Consider the following 12,639-nt stretch of genomic DNA (forward strand, 5'->3'; position numbering starts at 1 on the left):
TTACTTAATCGCGGAGGGAACCACCATGACCAACGAAGGCGACCCGACCCGGGCCCCGGAATCCGGCGTCATCCCCTACATTTCCGTGGTCGGCGGCAAGGCGGCCGTGGACTTCTACAAGCGGGCCTTCGGCGCCGAGGAGACGTTCCGCAACGTCGCCGACGACGGCGAACGGCTGCTGCATTCGCGGATGATCATCAACGGCGACTGGGTGATGCTGTCGGACCATTTCAGCGAGATGGCCCACGGCGACTACGTCCCGCCCTCGGCCGTGACGCTGCACCTCCAGGTCGACGACGCCGACACCTGGTGGAACCGAGCGGTCGAGGCCGGCGCCACGGTGCGCTTCCCGCTCGCCGACCAGTTCTGGGGCGACCGCTACGGGCAACTCGTCGATCCGTTCGGCCACAGCTGGTCGATCGCGTCGAAGATCAAGGCCTAGGGCGTGACGCCGTAGCCGGCGAATTCCTGCTCGACGCCGGGATCGACCTTGCGCGCCCCGGCCAGGTCGGCGTCGCCGGCGGCCTTGGCGCCCTGCCGCCGCTTGGCCACCCCGCGCCCGAACAGCGAAGCGGCCTGGTCGGGGCTGGCCTTCAGAGCGGCGTCGTAGTCGGCGACCGCGCCGGCGAGGTCGCCCTTGCGCAGCTTCACGAAGCCCCGGCTGTCCAGGATCGCCGCATTACCGGGCTGCAGCTTCAACGCGGTTTCGCAATCGGCCAGCGCCAGGTCCAGCTCGACATTGCCCAGGCCGCGCGACCAGCATCGGCCGTTATTGAGCGCGGCCTGGTCCGGCTCGCGCGCGATCAGCACGTCGAAGTCCTTCACGGCCAGATCGTAGCGACCATCGTTCTGGTGGAGCGTCGCGCGCAGATAGCGGGCCGGATCGAAGGTGGAGTCCTGCTTCAGGGCGTCGTCCAGGCTTGTCCTGGCGGCTGCAAAGTCTTCCGCCTTGGCTTGCCGCCGGGCCTGGGCGTAGAGCGCTTCGGCCGTTCGCCGCGCCTGGAGCTCGGCCTTGGATAGAGGCTGGGCCTTGGGCGAAGGCGCGGCCTGACCCGCACCGGCGCAGGCCAAGAACGTCAGCGTCATGCCGACGACGATGAATTTACGCACGCCCCCTCCGGATCACGATCCGTCGCCCCCGCGACTCGTACAGCTCCGGTTGTAGCGCGACGCCTCGAGGCTTGCGAGGCGCCGCGCGCCCGGGCTTACAGCCGCGCCGTGATCCGCTGGCCGTTGCGTTCGATGGTCACGGTCCAGGTCCTGGCCGCGGTGTTCGACACCGCCGCCAGATCGCCGGTGGTCTCGATGGCCTTGCCGTTGACCTCGCGGACGAAGTCGCCGGGCCGAAGGCCCACGTTCATGGCGCCGCCCTGGCCGATCTTGGTGACCAGCACGCCGCGACCGACGAACGGGTCGACGCCCAGGTCCTGAGCCACGGCGGGCGACAGATTGACCACCGTCGCGCCGTCGAACGGGTTGCGGCCCTTCAGCACCCGCTCGTCGCGGGCCGGGCTTTCCGGCGCGACTTCGGCGCGCAGGGTCAGGGTCTGCTCCTTGCCGCCGCGGTTGATCAGGACCTGGACGCGGTCGCCGACCTTGTGGGTGCCGATAGCGAAGGCGCCGCCGCCCTCGTCGTTCACCGCCTGGCCGTCGATTGCCAGGATCACGTCCCCTTCGCGGATTCCGGCCCGCTCGGCCGAACCGCCGGGATAGACGTCGGAGACGACCACGCCGCGCGGCGCGGACAGGCCCAGGCTGCGGGCGATGTCGCCGGTCACCGGCTGGCCCTTCACGCCCAGCCAGGGCCGCACCACGCTGTGGCCGCCGCCCAGGGCGGTGTTGACCACCTGGCGCACGACGGACGCCGGAATGGCGAAGCCGACGCCGCTGGACGAGCCCGAGCGCGAGATGATGAAGGTGTTCACCCCGATCAGGTCGCCGTCCATGTCGACCAGGGGGCCGCCGGAATTGCCCGGATTGATCGCCGCGTCGGTCTGGATGTAGCTGCCGAACTGGGCCGCGCCGACGTCGGTGCGGGCCAAGGCCGAGACGATGCCGTTGGTCACGGTCTGGCCGACGCCGAACGGGTTGCCCAGGGCCAGGACCAGATCGCCGACCTCCAGCTGCTCCTGATCGTCGATGGCGATCACCGGAAGGCGCTCGCCCTTGGTGTCGATCTTCAGCACCGCCAGGTCGGAGCGCGGGTCGTCCAGCAGCACCGTGGCCGGGAACTCCCGGCGGTCCGCCAGTTGGACGGTGACGTCGCTCATGCCCTCGATGTTGTGGTGATTGGTGATGATCACCCCGTCGGCGCGGACGATGGCGCCCGAGCCGAGCGAGCCCTGCACCTGGTCGCGGGTAGCCCCGCCGCCGCCGCCCATGAAGAAGTCCCAGAACGGATCGACCCGCTGGCGCACCACGCGCTTGCTGGCCACGTTGACGATGGCCGGGGCGGTCTTCTTCACCACCGGCGAGAACGAGGCCTTCATCGACATCGGGTCGGACGGGACGCGGCGGGTCGGCTGGGCGAGGTCCGGGATCGACTGAGCCTTGGACGGCCCTTGCGGCGAGCAGGCGGCCAACAGGGCCAGGGCGGGAAGCAAGGCGCGATAGGATCGCATGGGTTCTGGGCGACTCCGTGAAATTCAGCCCGCGAGATCAGCCGAGCTTTCGGGCGCATTGATGGCGGCCAAGGTTCGGGATTTGGCCCTTTTCCCCGCCGCTAATCAAAGACGGTCAGGCGACGCTCGGTTCCACCGCGACGGGACGCGCCACGCGGATCGCCAGCACCGTGGCCCCCAGCAGCAGCGCGGCGGCGATCAGCGCCGGCAGGCCGGGCATGTGCAGGGTCGCGTCGTGGCGGACCGCCCAGGCGAATGGCAGCAGGTAGAGCGCCGGCCCGACGATGGCGGTGATCCCCATCGTCGCCGAGTTGGCGCCCTGCAGCTGGCCCTGCTCCCAAGGCTCGACCCGGCGGGTCATCAGGCCCTGCAGGCCCGGCTGGATCAGGCCCGAGAAGGCGAAGATCGGCAGGCCGCACAGGTACAGCCACCCCGTCGGCGCCAGGCCGTAGATCATGAAGCCGACACAGCCGGAGAACAGGCCGATCAGCAGCGCCCCGCGCTCGCCCACCCGCTTGACCACCGGCCCGACCACGAAGCTCTGCAGCAGGATTCCGGCCACGCCGCTGCCCATCAGGGTCAGGCCGATCACCGCCGTCGACCAGTGATAGCGGAAGCCCATATAGAGCACGAAGACGCTGGGCAGCACGTTGTGCGCCAGCTGGAACAGGAAGCCGACGCCGGCCAGGCCCAGCAGGTCGGGCTTGCTCTTGAGCAGGTTCAGCGAGCCCAGCGGATTGGCCTTGCTCCAGTCGAAGCGATGGACGCGTTTTTCCGGCGGCAGCGATTCCGGCAGCACGAAGAAGCCGTACAACCAGTTGCACAGGGCCAGGCCCGCGCAGACCAGGAACGGCAGCCGGTGGTCGAACTGCCACAACCAACCGCCCAGGGCGGGGCCGAACGTGAAGCCCACCCCGAACGCCGCGCCCATCAGGCCGAAGCCCTTGGCCCGGTCCTGCGGCTTGGTGACGTCGGCCACATAGGCCCCGGCGGTCGAGAAGCTGGCGGCGGTCATGCCGTTGAACACCCGGCCGACGAACAGCCACCAGATGGTTGGGGCGAAGGCCATGAACAGGAAGTCCACGCCCAGGCCGAAGATCGAGGTCAGGATCACCGGCCGGCGGCCCCAGCGGTCGGACATCAGGCCCAGGATCGGCGCGCAGAAGAACTGCATCACGCCCCAGGTGGTCGCGAACAGCACCACCCACAGGGCCGTCGAGGCGGTGTCGCCGCCGTTGAAGCGCTTCATCAGCTCGGGCAGCACGGGGATCATCACCCCCAGCGACAGCACGTCCAGGCAGGCGGTGATGAAGATGAAGCCCAGAGCGGCCTGTCGGTGGTTCTTGCTGACGGTCTTGGTCATGCGTCGCCCTCCCTGGCGCGTTCTTGTACGTCCATAGCCGTCCGGCTGGCGAGACCTGTCAGCAGCGCGCGCCACCACTCGGCGTGACGCTGCAGGAACACCGCGTCCGGGAAGCGATGGCGCGCCACATGCTGGGTCGGCACTGTATCCCAGCCGCGATGCTCGACCGTGACGCGGGTTTCGTCTCCCACCAGCTCGAAACGCACCTCGACCTCGGTGTCCATGTCGGGCGCGAAGCTGGCCTGGCGCCAGCCGAACACCAGCCGCTGGCCGGGGTCCCAGACGCGGACGGGGCCGATCTCGAACACCTTGCCCGACGGCAGGCGCTCGACCAGACGGCTCCCTTCGCCCGCGCCCTCGAAGGCCAGCACGCCCGGCGCGCGCGGCGTGAACGAGAACAGGGCGTTGGGCTTCCACCAGGCGCCGATGTCGGCGGTGAACACCTCGAACACCCGCAAAGGCGGGGCCTTGATGCGCAGGGCGACCAGGATCTTGGAGCTCAAGCGCCGCCTCCTTCGACATGCGCCTTCAGGGCCAGAAGCTGGTCGCTCCACAGGCCCTCGGCCGCCTCGGCCCAGGCCTTGAGCTCGGCCATCGGCGCGGGGCGCAGGGCGTAGACCCGCACCCGGGCGTCGAACTCTGGATGGACCTGATCGACCAGGCCGGCCTGGCGCAGGGCGCGCAGGTGGCGGCTCATGGCCGGGGCCGACAGGCCGGCGGCCTGGGCCAGCTCGCCCGCCCGTCGCGGCCCCTGGCGCAGCAGGTCGACGGTCGCCCGTCGGTGCGGGTCGGCCAGGGCCGCCAGGGTGGCGTCGAGCGAGGCGCTCATGGCCCCCCGCTAGGCAAAGAATGGGCCGGGGTCCGGCTCGCTTCGAGCAGGGCGATCTGCCGCCTGTTGGCCTTCAGCCGCCAGGCCGCCTCCAGCGCCCCGCGCAGGGTGGGCTCGTCGGCCTCCGCCAGCACGACCAGGGTGGCGCCCTTCAGGCCCCAGGCGCCGGGCACGGGTCGAAACACGGTCGGCTCGACGCCGACGACGATGTCCTGATGCTCGCGGGTCAGCTGCACCATGCCGAAATTGGTGTTCGGATAGCCCAGGGTGGCGAAGATCCGGCCGACCCGGAAGTCGACCGTGCCCATGTGCGAGCTCTCGACGGCCCCGGGCAGGGCCAGGGCCAGGCGGCGGAAATCGTCGGGAGTCACGCCCAGCCCTTCACGACCTTCAGGCCGGACGCCGCCTCGGCCTCCTCGGGGCTCACCGCGCGGATCGGCGCGCCCACGGTCCAGATGTGGCCCTCCGGGTCGCGGCAGCGATAGGTGCGGTCGCCGTAGAACTGGTCGGCCGGCTCCATCAGGATCTCGCCCCCGGCGGCCCGCGCCCGGGCGCAATGGGCGTCGACATCGCCCTCGATATGGATGTGGACGGTCTGGGTGTTGAACCCGTCGATCGAGGCCGGGCTCTTGCTTTGGACGCTCCACTCGGAGCCGATCATCACCACGCTGTCGCCGAAGCTCATCTCCGAGTGGGCCAGGTTGCCGTCGTTGTCCTCGATCAGCATCACCAGCTCGAAGCCGAAGGCCGCTTCCAGGAATTTCAGCGCGGCCTTGGGGTCGCGATAGCACAGGGCCGAGGTCAGGGCGGTGCGGATCATGGCGAAGCTCCGTTTCGGATATCCGTAATATTTAACGCATATCGAAACTATCTGCGCAAGCGCAAACACCTGTCATCCCGGGCGGAGCGAAGCGAAGACCCGGGACCGCCGGAATCGCTGAGTTCACGCGTCGGTCCCGGATCGGCGCGCTGCGCGCTTGTCCGGGATGACAGAGGGTTTTGCTGTCAGCGCAGCGCCGCCTTCAGCGGCTTCAGCGTCCCGTCGCCCATGTCGCCCTTCACGCCGATCAGCCGGGTCAGCAGCGGATAGACGTCGACATTGTCGAACACCGGCAGCACGACGCCCGACTTGAAGGCGGGACCGTGGGCGACGAAGACCGCCCGCATGGCGGGATCGAACGGGTCGTAGCCGTGGGCCCCGCCGTCGCGCGGATGCTCCTTCCAGCGCTTTGCCAGCGCCGACGCCGTGACGAAGTACCAGCCCCGCTCGGCCAGGCAGACGATCGGCGGCACGCGCGGGTTGGTCCCGTAGCCGTAGCGGGCCGGGATCTTGGCCTTCTCCCAGCAGGTCAGGTGCGGATGGGGCTTCAGCATCGCCGCGGCCACCTCGGCCTCGAAGCCCGGCAAGGCCCGCACGCCGACGATCGAGCCGGTGCTGACGAACCTGGCCTTGGCGGGATCAACCAGGGTCGAGACCTCGACCAGGCCGCTCAGCGGCTGGGGCGCCATGCCGTGGTCGGCGACGACGACGATGTTGGTGGTCTCCAGAAGGCCCCTCGCCTTCAGCCCCGCCACCAGCCTGGCGATCGCGGCGTCCGCCTCGGCGGCGGCGGCCTTCACCTCCGGCGAGCCCGGTCCGTAGTGGTGGCCCTGGGTGTCGACGCGGTCGAAATAGAGGGTCGCCAAGCCCAGCGGCGGGGCCTTGGCGTCGATCCAGGACAGCACGGTGTCGACCCGCTCGTCGTAGGTCAGTTTCTCGTCGTACACCTGCCAGTGGCTGGGCCGCACGCCGTCGATCGCCGCTTCCGAGCCCGGCCAGAACAAGATGCCGGCGTGGACGCCCTGCTGCTCGGCGCTGACCCAGATCGGCTTGGCCTGGTCCCACCAGCGTTCATCGCCGACCGCTTCGTGGTTGGACATGCTGAAGCTGACGCCCGGGATTTCGGCGGCCTCCAGCGTGTTGTTGACCATGCCGTTGTGGTCGGGCCGCTTGCCGGTGACCAGGGCGTAGTGGTTCGGATAGGTCAGGGCCGGGAACGACGGCCGCATGGCCCCGCGAACGCCGCCGGCGGCCAGGGCGCTCAGGGCCGGCGTGTTGCCCCGGTCCAGATAGTCGGGCCGGAAGCCGTCCAGCGAGATCAGGATGGTGAGGGCCGGCTTCGCGGACGCCTCGGCCGGCGCGGCCTGTGAGGTCGAAGCGCCGGCGTCCAGCAGCAGGGCCAGGACCAGGATCATCCAGCGGCAAACAGCGACCATCACACGCACCTCGTACTCGGAATGTCCGCCCTATAACCCGCCAGCATGACAGCTCGCCACGCATGACCGCGACTTAACTTGGCGGGACTCGGGCACCCAGCCATAGTCGCCCCACCTTTCAGGGAGTCGCCTCGCATGACCGCCGCCGGAATCCGCTCCGCATGAGCTTCGCCCTGGAGGCCGACAGCCTCGTCAAGACGTACGGCGCGGTGCGGGCCCTGGACGGTCTGTCGCTGCGCATCCCGACCGGCGGCGTGTTCGGCGTGCTGGGCCCCAACGGCGCGGGCAAGAGCACCCTGTTCCGCATCGCGCTGGGCCTGGTGCGGCCGACCAGCGGCACGGCGCGGCTGTTCGGCGCGTCGGCGGGCCAGGCCGCTTCCCTGCGCCGGGTCGGGGCGATGATCGAGACCCCGCGCTATCCGCCCTATCTGACCGCCCGCGAGGTGCTGAGGATGCTGGCCCTGGAAAGCGGCGTCAGCGGCTCGGCCGATATCGAGTACTGGCTCGAGCGCGTGGGCCTGGGCGGCGCGGCCGACCGCAAGGCCGGAACGTTCTCGGTGGGCATGAAGCAGCGCCTGGGCTTGGCCGCGGCCTTCTTCACCCGCCCCGAACTGGTGATCCTGGACGAGCCGACCAGCGGCATGGACCCGGCCGGCATCCAGGAGATCCGCGCCCTGATCCGCGACCTGGCCGACAAGGAGGGCGTGACCATCATCCTGGCCAGCCACCAGTTGGACGAGGTCCGTCGGGTCTGCGACCGGGTGGCGATCTTCTCCAAGGGCAAGCTGGCCGCCGAGGGCGACGTCGAGGCCCTGACCGGCGGCAAGCCGCGCCTGCGCCTGACCGTCTCGCCGATCGACAAGGCCCTGGCGGTGCTGGGCGACAAGGGCGAGCCCGACGGCCAAAACGCCGTGCTGGCCGACGTCCTGCGCGCCGAAACCCCGGCCCTGATCCGCGCTCTGGTCGAGGCCGGGGTCGAGATCACCGAAGCCCGCTGGCGCGAGGCCGACCTGGAAAGCGCCTATCTCGGCGCGCTTGAGCCCAAGGACCTCGCCGATGCTCGCTGACGCCATCGCCGCCGAGCGCTTCCGCCTGTCTCGCGACCGGGTGTCCCTGTTCTGGGGCTTTGGTTTCATGCCGCTGATCGCGATGCTGTTCAGCATGGCCGGCGACCTGTTCGTCCGCATCGTGCTGCGCAAGGGCGTGCCCGGCGAAACGACCGTGGACCTGGCCAACCGGGCCATGGGCGCCGTGGCCGGCGCTTCGGGTCCGGTCACCGCCCTGTTCCTGCTGATCGGCGCGGCCGCGATCTTCGCCGGCGACTATCGCTGGGAGACCTGGCGATTGATCACGCCCCGCAACAGCCGGGTCAACCTGCTGGCCGCCAAGCTGATCGTCCTCGCCGAGGTCGCGGCCTGGAGTCTGCTGCTGACCGCCTTCACCGCCGTGCTGGCCGGGTTGTTCGGCAGCGTGGTCAATCACGCCCGCCTGGTCGCGCCGCCGATCGGCTCGGCCTTCCTGGGCCATTTCGCCGGCGTATTCGTGATCACCTGGCTGGAAGTGCTGGTGATCGGCGCCCTGGCCGCCGTGGTCGGGGTCCTGACCCGCTCGACGATGGGCGCGGTGATCGCCGGCTTCGTGGTGGTGTTCGTGCAATCGACCCTGGCCGCCACCATGCAGGCCGCGACCTGGAAGTCCCTGGCGATCCCGGCCTATGCCGGACGCATCCTGAAGACCTTCGTCGCCGCCCCCGCCGAGGTGCGGCCAGAGGGCGGCCCGGCCGGCCTGGCGCTGGTGCTGCTGCTGGTCTGGCTGATCGTGCTGGCCGGCGGCGCGGTGGTGCTGTTCCGCCGCCAGGACCTGACCAAGGAATAGCGGGCCCTACGCCGCCGCCCAGGTCCTCTGGTCGGCCCCGACCTGGAAGTGCTCGACTTGGGCCTCCAGGCGCACGGCGTCGTCGGCCAGGCCGCGGCTGGCCGCGCTGGCTTGTTCGGCCATGGCGGCGTTCTGCTGGATGACCTGGTCCATCTGGCCGACCGCCAGGTCGACCTCGGCCAGGCCGGCGGCCTGCTCGCGGCTGGACTGGGCGATCTGCTCCATCAGCCCGCCGATCACGCCCACGCGTTCGACGATGTCGCCCAGCGCCGCCCCGGCCTCGCCCACCAGGGTCACGCCCGAGCGGACATGGTCGGACGATTCCGAGATCAGCCCCTTGATCTCCTTGGCCGCTTCGGCCGAGCGCTGGGCCAGGGCCCGCACTTCCTGCGCCACCACGGCGAAGCCGCGGCCGGCGTCGCCGGCCCGGGCCGCCTCGACCCCGGCGTTCAAGGCCAGAAGGTTGGTCTGGAAGGCGATCTCGTCGATCACGCCCAGGATCTGCGAGACCTTGGCCGAGGAGCTTTCGATCTGGCTCATGGCCTCGGCCGCGCGGCCCACCACCTGGCTGGAGCGGTCGGCGACCGTGCGGCTGTCGATCACGGCGCTGTTGGCCTCGTTCGCGCCCTCGGCGGTGCGTTTGACGCTGGCGCTGACCTCGCCCAGGGCGGAGGCCGTCTCGGCCAGACTGGCGGCCTGGCGTTCGGTGCGGGCCGAGAGATCCTCGATCGCGCCGCTGATCTCGCCGGCCCCGGCCCGCAGGCCCCGGCCCGCAGGCCGCCGGCCCCTTCGATCACCTCGCTCAGGGCCGCCTCCAGCCCGGCGATCGCCCGGTTGAAGTCGCCGCGCAAGCCTTCGTAGGCGCTGGGGAAAGCCGTCTCCAGCCGCGCCGTCAGGTCGCCGGACTTGAGCCGGGCCACGGCCGCGCCCAAGGCCTCGACCACCTGCAGGCGGCCGGCCTCCTCGGACCGCCGCTCGGCGTCGTGCCGAGCCTTGGCGGCTTCGGTTTCGTCGCGTTCGGCCGCGATGCGATCCTCGGCCGCCTGCCGCGCGACGATCGCCTCGCGGAACACGGCCACTGAATTGGCCATCTCGCCGATCTCGTCGCCGCGCCCGGCGAAGGGTACGGCCCGGTCGTAGTCGCCGGCCGCCAGCCTGCCCATGAAGCCGGTCATGGCCTGGATCGGCTTGACGATGCGGCGGCTCATCAGGGTGATCCCGCCGCCCACGACCAACAGCATCAGGACTCCCGCCCCGGCCAGCAGGACGAAGGCCAGGCGGGTCTGGCCCGCGGCGCGCGCTTCCACCGCCGCGGCGTCGTGATTGGCCATGACCACGACCTTGTCGATCACGGCGCGGTGGGTCTCGTAGGCGGCGTCGGCCCGGGCCAGGCCTTGGCGGGCCCGCTCCAGGTCGCCGGACCGGACGGCGGGCAGGATCTCCTGATCGATCTCCCGCCAGAACTCCATGGCCGGCGCGGACGACTCGTCGACCAGCATGGCGCGCATGGCCGGATCGATCGGCGCGGTCTTCCAATAGGCGTTGCGGGTGTCGTAGTCCTTGCGCAACGCGGCCAGCTTGTCGGCGGCGGCGTCCACGGTGTCGGGATGAGCCACCAGCTTCGTGGCGACCAGGTCGGCCTCGACCACGTAGAGCGGCGGGGGCAGGATGTCGGCGACGATGTCCTTGTTGTCGACGATCTGGCGGAACAGCGGACCGCCGACGCGCAGGCCCTCGATCGCGAACAGAGCCAGGCCGCCGGCCAGGATCAAGCCCGCCGCGAGCGCGCCGCCGAAGCCGCGCATGACGCCGGAGATCTTCATCTCCACCCTCCCCCGAACTTTCAAACGCGGAGGATGGGGCGACGAGGTGAACAAAACCTCTACCATGACGGCGACCCGCCTGACGCAACCTGTCGCAGGCCCCAGACGCAAGAAAGACCCCGGATCGCTCCGGGGCCTCTTTCGTCAGCCGAGGCTGAAAATCTTAGTCGTCCGAGTCGTTCGAGAAGACCGGGCCCGAATCCTTGCCCTTGGCCGAGACGTCGCGGTCGACGAACTCGATGACGGCCAGCGGGGCGTTGTCGCCGTAGCGGAAGCCGGCCTTCAGGACGCGGATGTAGCCGCCCTGACGGTCCTTGTAGCGGGGACCGATGGTGGCGAACAGCTTGCCGACTTGCTCGACGTCGCGGACGGTGCTGATGGCCTGACGACGCGCGTGCAGGTCGCCGCGCTTGGCCAGGGTGACCAGCTTTTCGACGAAGGGACGCAGTTCCTTGGCCTTCGGAAGGGTGGTGACGATCTGCTCGTGCTTGATCAGCGAGGCCGACATGTTGGCGAACATGGCGGTGCGGTGAGCGGACGTACGGCCCAGTTTACGGTGAGCTTTACCGTGACGCATTGTGGTCTCTCCTGGGCCTTGGCCCGCTGTAGCGCGAAGAAGAAGCGCTGATTGTCACCAATCCCAGCGGCGTCCCTGCCGGGTTCAGAACGAAGCGCCGGGGCCCTCCACCGCTGGTGCGGCTTCAAAAGGCCCAGGCCGCCCCCAAATCCCAAGGGAAATGGCAGGCGGCCCGGATTAAGCGCGGTACTCGGTTTACTCTTCTTAGATCTGGTCTTCGAACTTCTTGGCCAGGTCTTCGATGTTTTCCGGCGGCCAGTTCGGAACGTCCATGCCCAGGTGCAGACCCATGCCGGCCAGCACTTCCTTGATTTCGTTCAAGGACTTGCGGCCGAAGTTCGGCGTGCGGAGCATTTCGGCTTCGGTCTTCTGGATCAGGTCGCCGATGTAGACGATGTTGTCGTTCTTCAGGCAGTTGGCCGAGCGGACCGACAGTTCCAGTTCGTCCACCTTCTTCAGCAGGGCCGGGTTGAACGGCAGTTCCGGCTTGGCCTCGTCGGCCGTCTTGGCCTTGGGCTCTTCGAAGGTGATGAAGATCTGCAGCTGGTCTTGCAGGATGCGGGCGGCGTAGGCCACCGCGTCCACCGGCGTGACGGCGCCGTTGGTTTCCACTTCCAGGATCAGCTTGTCATAGTCCAGCGACTGGCCTTGACGGGTCGGCTCGACGCGATAGGCGACGCGCTTGACCGGCGAGTACAGGGCGTCGACGGCGATCAGGCCGATCGGCGCGTCTTCCGGACGGTTCTTGTCGGCCGGGACGTAGCCCTTGCCGGTGTTGACCGTGAACTCCATGCGCACCGAAGCGCCGTCGTCCAGCGTGCAGAGCACGTGGTCGGGGTTCAGGATCTCGATGTCGGCCGGGGTTTCGATCTGACCAGCGGTCACCGGACCGGGGCCCGTGGCGCGCAGGGTCATGCGCTTGGGGCCTTCGGCGTGCATGCGCACGGCCAGCTGCTTGATGTTCAGAACGATGTCGACGACGTCTTCGCGGACGCCTTCGAGCGAGGAGAATTCGTGCACCACGCCATCGATCTGGATGGCGGTGACGGCGGCGCCCTGAAGCGAGGAGAGCAGGACGCGGCGGAGAGCGTTGCCGAGCGTCACACCGAAGCCGCGTTCGAGCGGCTCAGCCACGATGCGAGCCTTGCGGGTCGCGTCGGCGCCAGTCTCGATTTGCGGCTTCTCAGGACGGATCAGCTCGTTCCAGTTTCTTTCGATCACGTGGTCGATCCCTTGAACGCGGCTCGCCGGCCGCGAATCTCGCAGCCGGCGATGGAGAATTGGGTCTTAATAGT

Annotated in this window: 14 protein-coding genes and 1 pseudogene; 3 read left to right on the plus strand and 12 right to left on the minus strand. The window is 69.4% G+C overall.

What is annotated here, in order from left to right; genetic code table 11:
* The first annotated feature begins 25 nt into the window (after nucleotides 1-25).
* Nucleotides 26-442, plus strand: a complete 417-nt coding sequence (locus ASD21_RS05185; protein WP_056437776.1) for a VOC family protein — start codon at nucleotides 26-28, stop codon at nucleotides 440-442.
* Here the strand turns inward: ASD21_RS05185 and ASD21_RS05190 are convergent.
* The 8 genes from ASD21_RS05190 to ASD21_RS05220 form a co-directional block, all read right to left on the minus strand.
* On the minus strand, nucleotides 439-1,110 hold the full coding sequence (locus tag ASD21_RS05190) for a tetratricopeptide repeat protein (protein WP_156398296.1): 672 nt from the start codon (nucleotides 1,108-1,110) through the stop codon (nucleotides 439-441). The two genes, ASD21_RS05185 and ASD21_RS05190, sit on opposite strands and share 4 nt — an antisense overlap.
* Nucleotides 1,111-1,205: 95 nt before the next feature.
* Nucleotides 1,206-2,621 (minus strand): Do family serine endopeptidase, encoded by a 1,416-nt coding sequence (locus ASD21_RS05195; protein ID WP_056437782.1) that lies wholly within the window; start codon nucleotides 2,619-2,621, stop codon nucleotides 1,206-1,208.
* Nucleotides 2,622-2,736: 115 nt separating this feature from the next.
* A complete protein-coding gene (locus ASD21_RS05200) occupies nucleotides 2,737-3,984 on the minus strand; it encodes a TCR/Tet family MFS transporter (RefSeq protein ID WP_156398297.1) in 1,248 nt (415 codons plus the stop codon).
* A complete protein-coding gene (locus ASD21_RS23825) occupies nucleotides 3,981-4,487 on the minus strand; it encodes an SRPBCC domain-containing protein (protein WP_156398298.1) in 507 nt (168 codons plus the stop codon). The genes ASD21_RS05200 and ASD21_RS23825 overlap by 4 nt, the downstream gene beginning before the upstream one ends.
* Nucleotides 4,484-4,813, minus strand: coding sequence for an ArsR/SmtB family transcription factor (locus tag ASD21_RS05205; protein ID WP_056437788.1), 330 nt, complete (start codon nucleotides 4,811-4,813; stop codon nucleotides 4,484-4,486). The genes ASD21_RS23825 and ASD21_RS05205 overlap by 4 nt, the downstream gene beginning before the upstream one ends.
* Entirely contained in the window at nucleotides 4,810-5,184 is a 375-nt protein-coding gene (locus ASD21_RS05210; protein WP_056437791.1) for an MmcQ/YjbR family DNA-binding protein, read from the minus strand. Before ASD21_RS05210 ends, ASD21_RS05205 begins: the two co-directional genes overlap by 4 nt.
* Nucleotides 5,181-5,633, minus strand: coding sequence for a VOC family protein (locus ASD21_RS05215; RefSeq protein WP_056437794.1), 453 nt, complete (start codon nucleotides 5,631-5,633; stop codon nucleotides 5,181-5,183). The genes ASD21_RS05210 and ASD21_RS05215 overlap by 4 nt, the downstream gene beginning before the upstream one ends.
* Nucleotides 5,634-5,818: 185 nt before the next feature.
* On the minus strand, nucleotides 5,819-7,069 hold the full coding sequence (locus ASD21_RS05220; RefSeq protein ID WP_056437796.1) for an alkaline phosphatase family protein: 1,251 nt from the start codon (nucleotides 7,067-7,069) through the stop codon (nucleotides 5,819-5,821).
* A gap of 161 nt (nucleotides 7,070-7,230) precedes the next feature.
* Here ASD21_RS05220 and ASD21_RS05225 point away from each other — a divergent pair, with 161 nt between their 5' ends.
* Nucleotides 7,231-8,136, plus strand: coding sequence for an ABC transporter ATP-binding protein (locus tag ASD21_RS05225; protein ID WP_056437800.1), 906 nt, complete (start codon nucleotides 7,231-7,233; stop codon nucleotides 8,134-8,136).
* On the plus strand, nucleotides 8,126-8,944 hold the full coding sequence (locus ASD21_RS05230) for an ABC transporter permease (RefSeq protein WP_056437801.1): 819 nt from the start codon (nucleotides 8,126-8,128) through the stop codon (nucleotides 8,942-8,944). The genes ASD21_RS05225 and ASD21_RS05230 overlap by 11 nt, the downstream gene beginning before the upstream one ends.
* Before the next feature lie 6 nt (nucleotides 8,945-8,950).
* Here ASD21_RS05230 and ASD21_RS05235 read toward each other — a convergent pair.
* The 4 genes and pseudogenes from ASD21_RS05235 to ASD21_RS05250 all read right to left on the minus strand — a co-directional run.
* Nucleotides 8,951-9,496, minus strand: a pseudogene (locus tag ASD21_RS05235) (methyl-accepting chemotaxis protein); the annotation flags it as partial.
* A 47-nt stretch (nucleotides 9,497-9,543) separates the two neighbouring features.
* Entirely contained in the window at nucleotides 9,544-10,767 is a 1,224-nt protein-coding gene (locus ASD21_RS24605) for a methyl-accepting chemotaxis protein (protein ID WP_056437807.1), read from the minus strand.
* A 163-nt stretch (nucleotides 10,768-10,930) separates the two neighbouring features.
* Nucleotides 10,931-11,344, minus strand: coding sequence for a 50S ribosomal protein L17 (rplQ, locus tag ASD21_RS05245; protein WP_056437811.1), 414 nt, complete (start codon nucleotides 11,342-11,344; stop codon nucleotides 10,931-10,933).
* A 204-nt stretch (nucleotides 11,345-11,548) separates the two neighbouring features.
* Entirely contained in the window at nucleotides 11,549-12,565 is a 1,017-nt protein-coding gene (locus ASD21_RS05250) for a DNA-directed RNA polymerase subunit alpha (RefSeq protein ID WP_056437814.1), read from the minus strand.
* Nucleotides 12,566-12,639 lie beyond the last annotated feature (74 nt).

Source organism: Caulobacter sp. Root1455, assembly GCF_001426905.1.
Taxonomy (GTDB): domain Bacteria; phylum Pseudomonadota; class Alphaproteobacteria; order Caulobacterales; family Caulobacteraceae; genus Caulobacter.